13 protein-coding genes and 1 pseudogene are annotated in these 15,496 nt (G+C 58.8%); all 14 read right to left on the bottom strand.

Annotated features, from left to right (window positions below; genetic code table 11):
* Position 1 precedes the first annotated feature (1 nt).
* Complete coding sequence (locus ACSYS9_RS11505) at positions 2 to 1,306, bottom strand: NAD(P)/FAD-dependent oxidoreductase (RefSeq protein ID WP_032966743.1); 1,305 nt, start codon at positions 1,304 to 1,306, stop codon at positions 2 to 4.
* 15 nt (positions 1,307 to 1,321) lie between these two features.
* Positions 1,322 to 2,152 carry an S-formylglutathione hydrolase gene (gene fghA, locus ACSYS9_RS11500; protein ID WP_180874487.1) on the bottom strand — a complete coding sequence of 277 codons (831 nt, stop codon included), beginning with the start codon at positions 2,150 to 2,152 and terminating at the stop codon, positions 1,322 to 1,324.
* Between the two features lie 68 nt (positions 2,153 to 2,220).
* Positions 2,221 to 3,549: a DUF3422 family protein gene (locus ACSYS9_RS11495; protein WP_005413343.1), complete on the bottom strand. Its 1,329-nt coding sequence runs from the start codon at positions 3,547 to 3,549 to the stop codon at positions 2,221 to 2,223.
* A gap of 504 nt (positions 3,550 to 4,053) precedes the next feature.
* Positions 4,054 to 4,329, bottom strand: coding sequence for a formaldehyde-responsive transcriptional repressor FrmR (gene frmR / locus ACSYS9_RS11490; protein ID WP_017354484.1), 276 nt, complete (start codon positions 4,327 to 4,329; stop codon positions 4,054 to 4,056).
* Positions 4,330 to 4,541: 212 nt separating this feature from the next.
* Positions 4,542 to 6,521: an excinuclease ABC subunit UvrB gene (gene uvrB, locus ACSYS9_RS11485; protein WP_099596069.1), complete on the bottom strand. Its 1,980-nt coding sequence runs from the start codon at positions 6,519 to 6,521 to the stop codon at positions 4,542 to 4,544.
* 234 nt (positions 6,522 to 6,755) lie between these two features.
* Positions 6,756 to 7,691 carry a bestrophin family protein gene (locus ACSYS9_RS11480; RefSeq protein WP_258016711.1) on the bottom strand — a complete coding sequence of 312 codons (936 nt, stop codon included), beginning with the start codon at positions 7,689 to 7,691 and terminating at the stop codon, positions 6,756 to 6,758.
* A gap of 120 nt (positions 7,692 to 7,811) precedes the next feature.
* Positions 7,812 to 9,833 carry a cache domain-containing protein gene (locus ACSYS9_RS11475; protein WP_099596071.1) on the bottom strand — a complete coding sequence of 674 codons (2,022 nt, stop codon included), beginning with the start codon at positions 9,831 to 9,833 and terminating at the stop codon, positions 7,812 to 7,814.
* A gap of 9 nt (positions 9,834 to 9,842) precedes the next feature.
* Positions 9,843 to 11,240, bottom strand: a complete 1,398-nt coding sequence (locus ACSYS9_RS11470; RefSeq protein WP_440569325.1) for a sigma-54-dependent transcriptional regulator — start codon at positions 11,238 to 11,240, stop codon at positions 9,843 to 9,845.
* Positions 11,241 to 11,925: 685 nt separating this feature from the next.
* Positions 11,926 to 12,585 (bottom strand): annotated as a pseudogene (locus ACSYS9_RS11465) (ATP-binding cassette domain-containing protein); the annotation flags it as partial.
* Entirely contained in the window at positions 12,575 to 13,258 is a 684-nt protein-coding gene (gene modB / locus ACSYS9_RS11460; protein ID WP_005413347.1) for a molybdate ABC transporter permease subunit, read from the bottom strand. The pseudogene ACSYS9_RS11465 and the gene modB, both read right to left, overlap by 11 nt.
* Positions 13,259 to 13,261: 3 nt before the next feature.
* A complete protein-coding gene (modA, locus tag ACSYS9_RS11455) occupies positions 13,262 to 14,005 on the bottom strand; it encodes a molybdate ABC transporter substrate-binding protein (RefSeq protein WP_099596074.1) in 744 nt (247 codons plus the stop codon).
* An 87-nt stretch (positions 14,006 to 14,092) separates the two neighbouring features.
* Positions 14,093 to 14,452, bottom strand: a complete 360-nt coding sequence (locus tag ACSYS9_RS11450; protein ID WP_099596075.1) for a hypothetical protein — start codon at positions 14,450 to 14,452, stop codon at positions 14,093 to 14,095.
* Positions 14,449 to 15,009, bottom strand: a complete 561-nt coding sequence (gene mobA / locus ACSYS9_RS11445) for a molybdenum cofactor guanylyltransferase (protein WP_099596076.1) — start codon at positions 15,007 to 15,009, stop codon at positions 14,449 to 14,451. The genes ACSYS9_RS11450 and mobA overlap by 4 nt, the downstream gene beginning before the upstream one ends.
* Positions 14,975 to 15,493, bottom strand: coding sequence for a molybdenum cofactor biosynthesis protein MoaE (locus ACSYS9_RS11440; protein WP_099596077.1), 519 nt, complete (start codon positions 15,491 to 15,493; stop codon positions 14,975 to 14,977). The genes mobA and ACSYS9_RS11440 overlap by 35 nt, the downstream gene beginning before the upstream one ends.
* Positions 15,494 to 15,496 lie beyond the last annotated feature (3 nt).

Here is a 15,496-nt window from a genome sequence, read left to right as displayed (position 1 = left end):
CCTATTTCAGCTTCCCATCCAATGAGCCGCTTGTGGCATTGCTTGCTTTATCACGGAGGATGATGCGAGCTCCTCTGTATCCAACGCTGTGATTCCATACCCAGCTCATTGCAACGCTCAGGCGATTTCGCACTCCGATAAGGAAGTAGATGTGAGCGAGCTTCCAGATCCACCATGCGATTCCTCCGCTCAGCTTTAGCTTCCCCATATCGATTACTGCAAGGCTGCGTCCAATCGTGGCGAGGTTGCCCTGGTGCCGGTACTTGAATGCAGCGGTCCTCCGCGCCCCTGTTATCAGCCCTTCAATCTGGCCCGCGACGTACTTGCCTTGTTGCTTGGCCGCCGGCGCGATTCCAGGAACGGTCTTTCCGTCCGCAGTGGCTGATGAAGCAGTGTCCCCAATCACGAAGATGTTGGGGGAACCAGGCACCGTTAGATCAGGGCCGACGATTGCGCGCCCCGCCCGATCTGATTCGGTGTCGAGCCAACGTGCGGCTGGAGACGCCTGAACTCCGGCTGCCCAGACGATTGTGGATGCCGCCAGCTTCTTGCCATTGAGCATCACCCCATCAGAGGCGCACTCTGTGACAGGTGCCCCCAACAAAACGGATACCCCAAGCTTCTCGAGGGCGCGCCTCGTGTACTCGGAGAGCTTTTCAGGAAAGACAGGAAGCAGCCGCGGACCCGCTTCAATGAGAAATACCCGGGTTTTGCTGGGATCAACTGACCGAAAGTCATCCTGCAGCGTGCCTCGCGCCAGCTCCGCGATGGTTCCGGCAAGCTCGACACCTGTAGGCCCACCACCAATGATCACAAAGGTTTGAAGGGCTTCTCGAACCTCGGGATCATTGCAGAGCTCCGCTTGCTCGAACGCGCTCAGGATCCTGCCTCGAATGGTTGTTGCATCCTCCAGGCTCTTCAGGCCTGGAGCGTACTTCGACCATTCGTCATGCCCAAAGTAGGCATGTGTCGCTCCCGTAGCGAGCACAAGGGTGTCGTAAGGGTATCGAGTGCCGTCCTGAAGGATCACTTGGCGGGCAGCTTTATCCACACCCTCGACCTCCGCCATGAGGGTCCTCACCTCCGGGCGGTCACGGAACAGATAGCGGATCGGCCATGCAATCTCCGACGGTGACAGTGACGCACCAGCTACCTGGTAGAGCAGCGGCTGGAACAAGTGATAGTTCCGCCGGTCAATGATTGTTACATCGACATCCACTCCTTCAAGGTGCGTGGCGGCCTCCAGTCCGCCGAAGCCCGCCCCAACGATCACAACTTGATGACGATTTCTGGAGGTCTTGATCACGGCAGCACTCCCTAATTAGGTGCTCAGTGCCGATGCGTGGTGCCTGAGGTGATCGGCAATGAAGCTGGAGATGAAGTAGTAGCTATGGTCGTAACCATCGCGAAGGTTCAGCGAAAGCGGATGATTCGCCTTGGCGCATGCATCTCGAAGCAGTTCAGGGCGAAGCTGATTCTGCAAGAAGTCATCACTGAGCCCTTGATCCACCAGTAGGGGCAGGCGCTCCTTTGCATCTGCAATCAGCTCCACGGCGTCATACTGCCGCCACTGCTCCTGATCTCCCCCCAGGTAGGCCGAAAACGCCTTCTGGCCCCAAGGAACCTGGGTGGGCGCCACTATCGGAGAGAAGGCGGATACGCTGCGATAGCGACCTGGGTTTCGCAAAGCGATGACCAAGGCACCGTGGCCGCCCATTGAATGGCCGCTAATTGAGCGAGCCTGGCTAACAGGGAAGTTCTTCTCAACGAGAGCAGGCAGCTCACTTACAACGTAGTCATACATGCGGTAGTGGTCAGACCACGGTGCCTCGGTGGCATTGACGTAGAACCCCGCGCCTTGGCCGAGATCGTAAGCTGGATCATCCGCGACGGACTCTCCGCGCGGACTTGTATCCGGAGCAACGATGGCAATGCCATGCTCAGCAGCGAGCTGCTGCACTGCAGACTTGGTGATGAAGTTCTGCTCTGTGCACGTCAGGCCAGAGAGCCAGTAGAGAACAGGTACCGGGCCGCTGGACGCCTGCGGAGGGAGATAGACTCCAAACTTCATGGTGCAACCAAGGCTGGATGATTCATGCTGGTAGACGTCCTGCCATCCACCGAAGCTTGCGTGACGCTCAATGCGTTCCATTGTTCTTTCCTCTGAATTGAATTTGATAGGCCATCTATCGCGAATCGAATGTGGCCTTAAGCGAGGCTTTAGGCCTTGTCCTCGACTGCCGAGTCACCGTGTGCATGCCTAATCCTTCGGACAATCCACCAAATCAGCAGCAATACAGCGGGAACCAAGATCGCAGTGACGGTTGCTGCGATGTCATGCGTCCCAGGCAAACCCTTGAGCAGGTATGCGAGAAGACTCACGACGTAGTACGAGATGGCGGCCACCGACAAACCTTCCACCGTCTGCTGCAGGCGCAGCTGAACCTTCGCCCGTTCATTCATGGACGCCAGTAGGTCGCGGTTCTGCCGCTCGAGCTCAACATCAATCCACGACCGAAGGAGCGAGATTGAGCGCGTCAACTTGTCTGAGAGCTTCCCCTGTCGCTCCTTCACTGACTGGCAAGTTCGCATGGCCGGTGCAATCCTTCGATACAAGAAGTCCGCCCAGGTGCTATAGCCGGCAACTTGATCCTCCGCCAACGCATCCAGTCGCTCTTCAACAATTTCGTAGTAAGCCCGACTTGCACCAAACCTATAGAGATTTGCCGCGGCGTCCGCCTCCAACTCTGCAGCCAAGCTGGTCAAATCCGAGAGGAGTACGTCACTGTCACGACGTCCACCGGAGGCCCTGCGCATCTCTTCAGTAATTGCAGCCAGACGCGCCTCCATGCGACGAAGATTCGACGTCATGGAGCGAGTCAGCGGTAGCGCTAGCAGGGCAAGCGTTCGGTATGTCTCGACCTCGAGCAGTCGTTGTGCCAGCGCCCCTGCCCGCGCCGGAGTCAGGCCGCGATCAAGGATGAGCATGTGGGTTAGCCCTTCCTCGTCTTGCCGGAAGTCGGTCACAATGGCCGCGGCACCGTTCTCAACCAGCGAATAGCAGCGGCTGACGGGATCAAAGCAATCTATTTCCTTCTCCGCCTCCGCGGTCCAAGGCAAAAGCCTGACGCTAACAGCCGAGATCACGGGTCCTGGCGGCTTGAATCCCTGTCTAAACGGGTTGTCCCCACAAGGCTCACCTGTTTCTGAGCTCAGTGGTGCGCTCCAGAGGTAGGAAGAGAACTCAGTGTGCTTCTCGCAGTGCAGATCGCCCTCATTCCACGTAAGCGCGTGATGAGGTGTGGTGTGATCCTCGACTGCAGCCCCCATACGACCTGAAAGATCGTCGATCGCGGCACGATCTCGACTCATGTCCCCTTCTGTCATGAAGGAGAGCTGGAGAAGGCTTCGCGGAGACTGGGTGAGCAGGTGCGGTCGCGCATGGACTTCCTCAACGGCGGCGCGGCGGTCCGCGTGCGCCGGCATCCCATATACGTAGCCTTCTGCTGGCGTGCCTGCAGCTTGGCTCAGGCCGGATGGGTCATTCATACATAGCCTCAAGAATGGATGATCTTCTAAACACCGCTCACGGGAGGTCTATCACTTGCTTGTGCGATAGCTCAGCGAAAGGTCGCGTGGTGGAACCGGCTCTGGTGTAGGGCGGTAGTGGGAACCACAACAAGCTGGGAGGACGGCACCGCATAGATCGCAGGCCCTTGCTCTCCCACCTTCCAAGCCAGGCGCGGACCACATGGGAGTCGCAACGAGGCTGGAAGCTCACTTCAAAGGGCCTGCCATGACTCAGTCAGATGCGGAAGGCAACGATGCCGACAGAGATTGCCCGCCCCAAGAAATACAGACAGGCACAACTCGACTGACATCATCCAGCATGCCTTGGAGCCTCCTGGAAAGGCCTCAACGTCCTAGTCGTGACGCCCTAACCCACGAAGGGGTTAGGAATGGCGGGTTCTACTTGGAAATGAAGTAGTTCGGACACCCATAGATTGCCTCCTCTACTTAGTACTAGCGCCATCAAGCAATGTCGCGAACTGACTAACGGAGATAGGAGCGGACAATAGAGATGGTCTCGTCAATCGACTTCCTTTGAGAGTCGGTGTGGGTGTCGCTATGCGGGAACTCTTCACGCAGATAGCTCTCCAGAACCGTCGCCATCAAACCATTGACCGCCCCGCGCACAGCAGCAAGCTGCTGAAGTACTGCAGCACATTCCGCCCCGCTCTCCAGAGCCTGCTCCAATGCAGCCACCTGTCCGCTGATCCGACGTACGCGGGTAAGGGCCTGCTTTTTCTCCCGAGGGCTGTGAGGCATTGCGCACCTGTCCGTATCACATGAGGGAACGATACTATACTCCCCGATAGTATGCAAGCTAGCAATCTGGGAGGGTCTTTAACTCCGTCAACTGAGTCTGCGCCTGATTTCGAGCAGCCGCCAGAGGCCAGTGAAAGGCCCCTCTCGCCCCACCCGCACACCAGAAAAGGCGGGCTCCTGCAGGAGCCACGCCCCACCACTCGGGAGAGTGGTTACATGTAGATGAATTGGCGGTATAGCTTGTCTAGCTCCAGCCTGACGAACTCGATCTCCTCCTCGTCCCCGGCATCAGAGAGATCCAGAAGCTGTCGCTCCTTTGATGTAATTCGATCACAGAGATCTTTTAGGCTGGCGCAGAACTCCGCTGAATGGGCATGCGACCGGTCAGGGCGAGCCTCTGTTGATCCCAACATTCCGCGAGACGTTGACGGGGTGATGCCGAACTCCTCATTGAACGCGATCTGATGCTGTCGCCTGTCATCAGTCTCAGAAATGGCCTGCCGCATCGCACTGGTGATCGTATCGGCATACATGATCGCCTTACCGCGCGAGTTTCTTGCAGCTCGTCCAATCATCTGAATGAGGGCCTGGCTCGACCGAAGGAAGCCCGCCTGGTCCGCATCAACGATAGCGACCAGAGAGGCCTCGGGAATATCGAGCCCCTCTCTCAGCAGGCTGATACCCACTAGCACATCGAACTCGCCGGCCCTCAGCCCATTGATGATCTCAACTCGATCCTCTGCCTTGATATCCGAGTGCATGTACTTCGCACGCACCCCTTGATCCTCGAGGAACTCGCACAGCTCCTCAGCAGACACCTTTGTCAGCGTGGTCACCAAGACCCTGTCGCCCTCTCGTACACAACGGGCGATCTCTGACAGAAGATCGCGCCTGTAGCCCTCCCTCGGCCTCACCTCTACCAGCGGATCGAGCAAGCCAGTGGGCCTGATGAGCTGGTCAATCAATCTTCCCTTGGATCTCCCAATCTCATAGGCGCCAGGCGTAGCCGAAACGAAGATCGTCTGGGGCTTGATGGCTTCAAACTCAGAGAAGCTAAGCGGTCTGTTGTTCATTGCCGAAGGTAGACGGAACCCGTACTCGATTAGAGTCTCCTTCCTGCTCTGATCGCTCCTGAACATTGCCGCGATCTGAGGAACCATGACGTGCGACTCGTCAACAAATAGCAGGCCATCCTTCGGGAGGTAGTCCATGAGCGTCGTCGGCCTAGCTCCTGACGGCTTTGAGTTCAGGTAACTGGAGTAGTTCTCCATGCCAGAGCAATATCCCAGCTCCCTCATCATCTCCACGTCGTTCGTGATCTTCTCGTAAAGCCTATTTGCCTCAACGATTCGACCAGATGCGTTGAGCTCCGCCACCCTGGCCTCCAAATCCTTGAGGATGGCCTTCGTAGCCTCATTGATTTCTGTTTTGGGGCTTGCGAAGAGTGTCTTTGGAGAAACGAGGTAGCGCGTCTCATCGCCAAGCTTCTTCCCTGTAACCGCATCAATCCAGATGAGCGACTGCACTCTCCCCTCGTCCGTGAGCTCTACTCTAATTGCCTTGTACTCAGAGTCGGCGGGAAAAATATCGACCACATCGCCAGACACACGGAACGTGCCACGCTTCAGGGTCCGCTCAGTCCTGTCGTACTGAAGCGATGCAAGCCGACGCAGGAAGTCCCTCTGATCCAGCTCGATTCCAAGCGCAAGCTCAACCTGCAGATCCCGGTAGCTCTGTGGGTCTCCCAGTCCATAGATTGAGGACACCGAAGCGACAACAATCACGTCTCTACGCTCAATCAGAGACTTCGTAGTCGATAGTCGAAGCCTCTCAAGGTGATCATTGATGGCTGAGTCTTTCTGGATGTAACGATCGCTACCTGGGATATAGACCTCTGGCTGGAAGAAGTCGTAGTAGGAAACGAAATACTCCACGGCGTTCTCGGGGAACAGCGCCTTCATCTCCCCGTAGAGCTGAGCAGTCAACGTCTTGTTTGGCGCAAGAATGAGCGTGGGTCGCTTCAGCCGATGGATCACATTGGCCATCGTGAAGGTCTTCCCTGACCCTGTAATTCCCTTCAAGGTCTGATGTGTTGCTCCCTCCTCGATGCCAGCAATCAGCCTGGCAATCGCCTCGGGCTGATCCCCCGCCGGCGTATGATCCGAATGCATCACGAACATATCTGTTGACATCACTCTTGCTCCTGCTGGCTCAATTTTTGATCGTTATGGAAGTTAAAGCCGTCTAGAATATTCCGCCGCATACGTGCGGACAGAATCGGATGAGCGACACGAATGCTACCTTTGGGCAAGTTCTTTCCAGGTGAGCCTCGTAATCCATGGCTGACTGACGCTAGGGCATGAGCTTGCCTGCTGGAAAATGCCGGAGCGGCCTTACAAGTGCACCGACCTTCCTCCGCTCACACCTCACTCCTCCCTACGTGGCTGCTGCACTGGCTGCTGTACCGACTCCTGATCGACCACAGTCAGGGCCAGCGTAGACATTAGCTCTGTCTCGATCGTCCTCTTCATTGAGTAGATCGGGAGCGCGTTCGGCGCGGAACTGAATGGCTCCTCCAGCTGACGGCCCAGCGCATCGAGACCAAAAAACGTGTACGCCACAATGAGCACCGGTAGAAAGGTCCACCACCCCAATGTTCCTGCCAGCGCAAAAGGAAGCGTTGTGCAGAATACGATCGCAGTCCGGTGAAGCAGCAGCGAATACGAGAATGGAATCGGAGTATTGAGTATCCTCTCGCACCCACCTTGGATACGAGCCAAGTTGGCAAGCTGCTTATCCAGCACCGAGTACTGAATCGAGTCGATCCTTCCCTCATGAGCCAGATGGGCAAGCTTCAAGCCAATGCCCTGGAGCACAGCGTCCGTCGGATTCGGGCCTTGTGATGCCTTGCCAATATCCCACCAAGGTGCGATCGCATGGGCTTCGTCGGCCCGGCGCAGTCGAGAATAGAGGCCCGCACTGAAGCCACACAGGCCTCGCAGGATCTGTGCTCGGCTGTTTGGATCCAGCAGGGACGTCTGCCTGGCTATCGAGCGACACGCTATGACCAGGTCACCCCAAAGGTGCCTCGCCTCCCACCATCTGGAGTAGCAAGCGTTGTTTCGAAAACTCATGAATACGGAAAGTGCGATACCAATGAGCGTGAACGGAACGGCACTGAAGCGAGCAAAGATTCCTGGATGCTCCGTTGATGCGAGCACCGCTCCTGCGGTCACAATGCTAATCAGTAGTAGATGCAATGCGATCCTGGGCAGGATGGTACCCCTGACGGCAAACGCAACGTCCCACAACGTCGGCTGCCTTCGCATTCTCGTTTCAACATCTGGGAGACGGTGTGTCATGCCAACCTCTGATTCATTGATCGACTGCTGGCGTCGATACGCCCAGGCAACAAATTCCTTCCACTTGAGTTCGAAATGCGAATGACATCACGCCGTTCGCATGACACTGCTACAGCAGGTCTAAAGCAGTTCATCGTCGGCAGCCTCGGGCATCCATAGTTCAATGACCGTCCCTGTCAGGCCGGTTCTCTCCACAGACAGGCTGCCACCGTAGCGGTTGGCAAGCATCTGACTGATGGAAAGACCCAGCCCGGTACCTTGACGATGTTTGGTCGTAAAGAATGGCTCAAAAATTCGGACCAGAATATCCTGAGGAATGCCGCTTCCAGTATCTGAGACTCGCAAAGCGACGCCAGGGTGACCATGAACGTCGTCAACGTCCAACGTCGCCAATCCCAGCGTTCCGCCCTTCTGCATCACATAGATTGCATTGATCATGAGGTTCACAAGAATTTGCTGCAGCTCGCCCCGATTGCCCGTTACGAGCCGTGTGGACAGGAAGTTCTCCTCTATCTTCACGGGATGGCGCTTGATGAGGTGTTGAATCAGGGGCAGCGTCTCCAACATCAGCGTGGCAGGCTCTAGCAGCTCACTATGACCGGAGTACTCACTGGGCTTGGAGAACTGCAGCAACTTGGAAACAATGGTGCTGATACGCCCAATCTGATCCTCAATGAGGTCAATCTCTTCTCCAAACCCTTGACCCTCGGGCTCCCTGATCGAGTCACGCAGAAGCTCGAGGTTCCCCTGCATGACGGCAAGCGGATTGTTGATCTCGTGCGCTATTCCTGCTGCGATCTCGCCAATTGTTGCCAGCTTCTCAGTGACAATCAGGTGCTGGGTCGTCTCTTCCAACCGTCTATTGGCTAGTGCGAGACCAGCAGTTCGCTCCTCTACCCTGGAATTGAGCTCCTCGTTCCAGGCGACCAGCTGTCGTTCCTTCTCTTCCAGCTGACAGAGCAGCTGGTCCAAGTGCGAAGCGACACGTCCGATTTCATCATTGGATGCCCCTGCTCCGGAGCGAGCACTGCGGTCACCCGCCTTGACCCGTCCAATTGCCTGATCCATCCGCTCAAGTGGCTTGAACACGCCGCGAGCGATGTACAGAAAAAGGGGTACGGTGATGACTGCAACAAGCAGGCAACCGAACACGATCGCTCCGATGGAGTTTCGACGGGCGGTGGTGAATGGCTTCTCCAGAAAGCCCACGAAGAGCATACCAATGGGTACGCCCCGGCCATTGAGAATGGGCATATAGCCGGCAATGTACCAATCATTGACTACGTAGGCTCTTGCCTGCCAGGTCTTTCCCTGGCCCAGCACGGCCTCGGCCACTTCAGAAGACACCCGTGTCCCCGACGCTGGGTTCCCTCCCGCCAACAACGCGTTGGTGCTGATGCGGGTATCACCAAGGAAGATGGAGGCTATCCCTGTTGCGCCAGTACGCAGGGCCTTATCTCGGTAGACAAGGTCAGTGATCTGCTTGATGAATTCGGTGTTGTGGTTCAGCAGAGTACCCGCAATCAAGACGCCGACCTGATTGTTTGGCAGTGCAACCGGCGTTGCAGCTTGAATCATTAGGCCCCGCTTCTCACTCTGGGCCGAATCGACAGGATTCCTTGCGTTATGCGGACGAATGACCTCGGCCCGTGCGGCGAGCTTTGGGGAGATCTCCATCAGATCGTCCCGGCTTACCACCCCCACCTCCACGCTGGACGCTCCCTTCAGGGCCTTTTCGATGACTGACCAGTCCAAGTCAAGCTCAGCTGGCGAGGCCGGCTCGCTACTAGCCAACAAGCGACCGTTTGAATCCAACAGTGCGATGAAGTCTAGTGAACCACCTTGGACTTTCGACGCTAGTAGGCTGCCAAGCTCTGCATTCTTGTTGACCCCCTGGCTAATGACGCCATGGAAGCTCTGCGAATCAGCAATCGCAGCCAGCGTCGCGCGGTCGTTGACGAGCAGCTGGTTCATGTACTGTCCCGCAACTTTCAGGTCCCCGCCAACCTTCGAGGCGAGCAGTCGGTCGAAGCGCAAATCCCATTGGTAGATGAGTCCGCCGACGATAGCCGGCAGGATCACAAACATTGGAAGGATCGCGATTAGAAGCAGGCGGAAGCGAACTGAGCGCGCTCGGTTCATTGCAGATTCCTAGGCTAATACATTCCAACTGGAGCACTTACGATCAATCGTCTTTCGCGATATGCCCAAGATCGTGGCCGCTCTTTCGCGATCTCCGCCAGTCTCACGAAGCACTGCAAGGATGTGCCTGCGCTCGACCTCCGAGAGCAGCCGGCTTCGTGGGTCAGAGAGTGACTCCAACCGCTCAAGCTGAGTCGGAAAGTGTCCGAGTATCAGGCTACGCTCAACGTAGTTGTGAAGCTCGCGGACGTTCCCGGGCCACGAGTAGCTCTGAAGATATGCCCGGGTCCTTTCGTCGATCGGAATCGGTTGAAGGCCAAGCTGCAGCCCCAGCTCACGCATGAAGCCCGCCGCCAGCTCCAACACATCAGCGCCGCGGTCATGAAGGCGAGGAAGCGACACCTCGAGAACGTTGATGCGATAGTAGAGATCCGAACGGAATGTTCCATTCTTCACTTCCGCAACCAAATTCTTGTTGGTTGAGAAGATGAATCTGACATCGATCGGAATCTCCCGATCTGCGCCAACTGGTCGTATCCGTCTATCTTCAAGCATCCTTAGCAGCTTTCCTTGGAGAGCCAAGGGAAGATCAGCGACTTCGTCAAACAGCAATGTTCCGCCTTCTGCATAGGCGACCAGTCCTTGGCGAGACGAGTTCGCTCCACTGAACGTTCCTTTGAGACTCCCGAACAGTTCAACGTCAATCAACTCGCTGGGAACAGCTGCACAATTTATTGGAATGAAAGGATGAGATGCCCTTGCGGACAACGCGTGCAGCGATCTTGCGGCAACCTCCTTTCCAGAGCCGGATTCTCCAGTGAACAGCACGCTACTGGGCAGTGGTGCGACCTTCGCGATCAGATCCTTGGTGGCCTGAATCGCACGCGAGCTACCTGTGAGCCTGTCTCGAAGCGCAGCTGGTGCACCGGAGCCATGTAGCTCGTGACGGAGAATGGCATTCTCCCGCCGTAGGCGACCGCGTTCCAGGCAGCGCGATATAGCGGCCAGCAACTGATTGGTTCTGAAAGGCTTGAGAAGAAAATCAGCCGCTCCCGCGCGGATAGCGCCGATAGCGGAATCCAAGTCTGCGTACGCAGTAATCAGAATGAAGTCGGCCAAGACCCCTCCCCTGCGCTGGTCCTCCAGCCACGCGATGCCACTCTTCCCTGGCAACACGTTGTCCACAATCACGATGTCAAAGTGGCGCTCCGTCAGATGCTGCTCCGCTTCAATGGTGTCAGCTGCAGCTTCCACAGCTTTGCATCGCGGTCGCAAGGCACGAACCAAGAAGCTACGCATGCCAGGTTCGTCGTCAACGATCAGTATCGATGAGCGCGCAAGGTCCGGCCATGCAAGATCGCCGTTTGCGCGCTCTTCGGAAGATTGGTTGGCGCTCTTTGGCGTCATGTTTCCCTCAGTACAATTGAAGCGTGGCTAGTTCCGTCGATTCGTGGTCGAGTTCATTTCGATCTTTCGACCGCTAGATGACGGGTGACATATCGAACAAAACACCCCCTCTCACGACGTAGGACGTTGTGCACCAAAGGCCAGTCTGAGACGTTCAATGCTGTCGACCTCAGTCATATGCCAATCCGGAATTCTTACCCTACGAGCCTCGTATCGACCTCTTGGTGGCCAAACGGACCGGGGGCTCCTCGCCATATTGCCCAGAGCGCCAATGGCCTCCGTGCCCCTCCAAGCCCCTCGGCGGTCTGCCGCCACGGGAGGCTGGAGAAGTCTCGCTCCCTTCGAGCGGATCATTACGCCAATTCGGCCATATGGGAAGCGCTGGGTGCGCGTTGTCCCCGCCTCGGCCGGAGCCACGAAGCGCGGCCAAGCGCGGGCGAGTCGATCCGCCTTGCAAGAAGGTCCAGGCCCTACCGCTCGCCTACCGGCATAGAGATGCCTATGCACCAGGGTCGTCTCCCATTTGCGCGGCTCGCGGGCAGATGTATCGTGGCTTTGGGCTCTCTGAGTCTCCAACCGACTGATGGTTGCTCTTCCCCTCAAGACCCGGGCTTGTTGGGGAGCTGACTAAGGATGGTAGAAGGCGGGGCTGACGGGTCGGCCTCTGACGCGAGCCGGGAGGAGAGATCAGTCGCCCATTTTCGATGTAGGCGATCTGGCCCCCAAATATCTCAATGTCGTTGGGATCATGGCTGATCAGCAGCAGTGGAATACCGGCCCCGTCCAGCACCGTCTCCAGCTCCCGCCGCAGGTGCTGGCGAAGATCATGGTCCAGCGCAGAGAACGGCTCATCCAGCAGCAACGCCTGCGGCTGCGTCACCAGAGCACGCGCCAATGCAGTGCGCTGGCGCTGGCCGCCGGACACCTGCGAGGGCAGCAGATCACCCACCGTATCGATGCGGAATGCGTGCAACCACTGTTCCACCGCATCGAAGCGCTGGCCGATCCGCGGATTCAACCACCCCTTCTCCAGACCGAACGCCACGTTCTGGCGCACGCTCAGATGCGGGAACAACGCGTAATCCTGGAACACGTAGCCCAGCCGGCGGCGTTGCGGCGGCAGATCCACGCCGGTGGCCGCATCAAACAGGGTCTGCCCCTGCAGCCGTACATGACCCTGGCCCGGTCGTAGCAGCCCAGCCACCGCCTTCAAAGTCAGGCTCTTGCCGGCGCCTGAAGGCCCGAACAGCACCACCTGCCGCTGCGTGCACTGCAGCGATACGTCCAACACAAAATCCTGGCCGGCCCCCTGCAGGCGGCGCCGCACCTGCAGGTCAAGCCACATCGCGCAGCTCCCGGCGACGCCCGCCCACCAGCCGCGCGGCCAGCAACAGGATCACGATACAGACCACCGAAGTCAGGATCACCAGCGCATTTGCCTTGCCATCCTGCCCGGCCTGCACCGCCTCGTAGATGGCGATCGACAGCGTCTGCGTGCGGCCTGGAATGCTGCCGGCCACCATCAGGGTCGCGCCGAACTCGCCCATCGCGCGCGCAAACGCCAGCAGCAGGCCGGCGAGGATGCCGCGCCAGGCCAGTGGCAGGGTGATGCGGAAGAACACCGCCGCCTCGGACACACCCAGCGTTCGTGCGGCCTGCTCCAGCTGACCGTCCACTTCCTCGAATGCCGCGCGTGCCGGTTTGAACACCAGCGGCAGCGAGGCCACCGCCGCAGCGATCACGGCCGCCTGCCAGGTGAACACCAGGTTGATGCCGAACCACGACTGCAGCCACGCGCCGATCGGGCCGTTGCGGCCGATCAGCACCAGCAGGTAATACCCCAGCACGGTCGGCGGCAGCACCATCGGCAGGGTCAGCAGCGAATCCAGCAGCTCACGGCCGGGAAATCGCCGACGCGCCAGCAGCGCGCCCAGTGCCACGCCCAGCACCAGGTTGATCGCGGTGGCCCAACCGGCCACCTTCAGCGACAACCACAGTGCGCTCCAGTCGAGATCCATGCCTCAGGGCTTGCCGAACCCGTGCTTGGCCAGGATCGCCTGGCCCTGTGCCGAACGCACGAAGGCGGTGAAGCGCTTTGCTTCAGCCGGTTGCGCGCTGGCCTTGGTCACCGCCAGCGGATAGGCAATGCGCCCCGACACAGGTACTGCGAAGGCACGGCGCACCCGGTCGGGCATCGCCTGCGCATCGGTGGCATAGACGAAGCCGGCATCCACTTCACCGCGTGCCACGTAATCCAGCGACTGGCGCACGTTCTGGGTGGTGATGGTCTTGCCCTGTACCGACGGCCACAGGCCCGCCGCCTCCAGCGCGCCCTTGGCATAGCGGCCGACCGGCACGCTGTCCGGGTTGCGCAGTGCGATGCGCTGCACACCAGCACCGGCCAGGTCCTTCAAGGTACGCGGCGCGGCCTTGGCCTGCGGTGGCACCACCACCCACAGCGCGTTCACCGCGAACACCTCGCGGGCACCGGCGGCCAGCAGATCCTGCTGCTGCGCCTGGTCCATCGTGGTTTCGTCGGCCGAGGCGAACACATCCACCGGTGCACCGCGGCTGATCTGCTGCAGCAGCACGCCAGACGCGGCAAAGTTGAAGTCGACCTTGGTGCCCGGGTGCGCCTTCTCGTAGGCCGCGCCCAGTTCACGGAAGCTCTCGGTCAGACTCGACGCCGCCGACACCGTCAGCTCGGCCGCCCAGGCCGGCACCGTGGCCAGCAGTCCCAGCAACAATAGTCCAGCTCGTTTCATCATTGGTTTCCCCGTTTGGTTGGGTTTAGATCGGTTTCACCGCCTATCCTTGGCATCGCAGGCGCTACATAGCTGGCCCGCCCAGAGCTAGGCAGAGGGTGCACGGCGGTGCGGACCTCGTTGGCGCAGGCTGTCTCGTACATCCACATCGAATTGAAGCTGCAGCGAGATGTCATCACCCAGCCCGATGCCAAAACCCAGACCATCACGACAGGGCAAACGTGATGCCAAGGACTGAACCGCTTCGCGAGGAAGCATCAACCGGCAGTACTCGCTCCCCTCCAGAAGCACCGCCTGTTGCCCTGCATGCAGTGATAGCACCATGCTCCAGCCGCGATCGCCGCCGAACCGCGTCAGGTTCTCCACCGATTCGCCGGCCAGCAACTGCGCTAGCTCCTCTTCATCAACGCGCAGACGAACTCCCTGCCGCTGTAGCTGGACTTTCATGATGCAATGAACTCGAGCTCGGTTGGGGTGTTGCAGTTGAGCAGCAGGTCGTGTTCGCTCAGTGGCAGCTCGATTGTGCCCAAGCGTTCTCGCAGGGCGCGTAGCGAACGGTGCGCAGCTGGATTCTCGATCAATTCCCGCAACACATGCCGGCAATGGTCATCAATCTGCAACCGCATCGGCAGCGGTTCTCCCGCAAACAGCACACAGGCAGCCGAGGGCGCATCACGTAACCGTTGAAGTAACGCCGGGGTCACGTTGGGCGTATCCACCGGAATCACCAGAGCGGCAGCGTCCGGCATGCACATGGCCACACTGTAGAGCCCGCCCAACGGGCCGCAGCGTGCCACGCGATCAGGAATGCCACCGAAGGCCGGGTAGTTGCCACTCACCCATACCCTTTCCGCACCTGCCTGTCGCAGCAGGCCACGCATGTGCTCTAGCAGGGTTCGCCCGTGCCACGGTACCAGCGCCTTGTCACGGCCCATCCGGCTGGAAAGACCACCGGCGAGCACGATGCCGTCAATGGAAGTGTTCGTGATCGTGTGCACGTTCATGGGCATTGTCATGGGCTTGCGTGGGTTCGTTATCCGCATGGCACAGGCTGCAGCCCTCGCTCCATTCGCTGTCGCCGTCCTGGTAATGCTCTTGCTTCCAGATCGGGCACTGGTGCTTGACCACCTCGATCAACTGCCGGCAGGCGCGGAACGCCTCGTCGCGGTGCGGGCTGCCGGCAGCCACCACCACCGCCACATCACCAATGCCCAACCGGCCCTTGGCATGCGCCACATACAGCTTCAGCTTCGGACCAAACGTGGCCTCGACCTCGGCGGCCAGGCGCTTGAACTCGTTCAGCACCAGCGGCTCGAACAGGTCGTAGGTGATGCCGGTCACTGCGCGGCCGATGTTCACATCGCGCACCTTGCCGATGAACACATCGATGCCGCCAAACCCCGGATCGGATACCGCCGCGATGCCTTCGGCCGGATCGATCGCCGCCTGCGCGCGGTCCACCACCTTCGCGATGATCTTCTCGTTCATGGC

It is taken from the genome of Stenotrophomonas sp. STK17_22 (assembly GCF_051983905.1).
GTDB classification, from domain to species: domain Bacteria; phylum Pseudomonadota; class Gammaproteobacteria; order Xanthomonadales; family Xanthomonadaceae; genus Stenotrophomonas; species Stenotrophomonas maltophilia_A.
This window is presented reverse-complemented; position numbering and strand designations above follow the sequence as displayed.

Coding starts and splice junctions, on each gene's coding strand:
- fghA (WP_180874487.1), bottom strand. CDS start 2,152: ATGGAACGCATTGAGCGTCACGCAAGCTTCGGTGGATGGCAGGACGTC.
- ACSYS9_RS11495 (WP_005413343.1), bottom strand. CDS start 3,549: ATGAATGACCCATCCGGCCTGAGCCAAGCTGCAGGCACGCCAGCAGAA.
- frmR (WP_017354484.1), bottom strand. CDS start 4,329: ATGCCTCACAGCCCTCGGGAGAAAAAGCAGGCCCTTACCCGCGTACGT.
- uvrB (WP_099596069.1), bottom strand. CDS start 6,521: ATGTCAACAGATATGTTCGTGATGCATTCGGATCATACGCCGGCGGGG.
- ACSYS9_RS11480 (WP_258016711.1), bottom strand. CDS start 7,691: ATGACACACCGTCTCCCAGATGTTGAAACGAGAATGCGAAGGCAGCCG.
- ACSYS9_RS11475 (WP_099596071.1), bottom strand. CDS start 9,833: ATGAACCGAGCGCGCTCAGTTCGCTTCCGCCTGCTTCTAATCGCGATC.
- ACSYS9_RS11470 (WP_440569325.1), bottom strand. CDS start 11,240: ATGACGCCAAAGAGCGCCAACCAATCTTCCGAAGAGCGCGCAAACGGC.
- modB (WP_005413347.1), bottom strand. CDS start 13,258: ATGGATCTCGACTGGAGCGCACTGTGGTTGTCGCTGAAGGTGGCCGGT.
- modA (WP_099596074.1), bottom strand. CDS start 14,005: ATGAAACGAGCTGGACTATTGTTGCTGGGACTGCTGGCCACGGTGCCG.
- ACSYS9_RS11450 (WP_099596075.1), bottom strand. CDS start 14,452: ATGAAAGTCCAGCTACAGCGGCAGGGAGTTCGTCTGCGCGTTGATGAA.
- mobA (WP_099596076.1), bottom strand. CDS start 15,009: ATGAACGTGCACACGATCACGAACACTTCCATTGACGGCATCGTGCTC.
- ACSYS9_RS11440 (WP_099596077.1), bottom strand. CDS start 15,493: ATGAACGAGAAGATCATCGCGAAGGTGGTGGACCGCGCGCAGGCGGCG.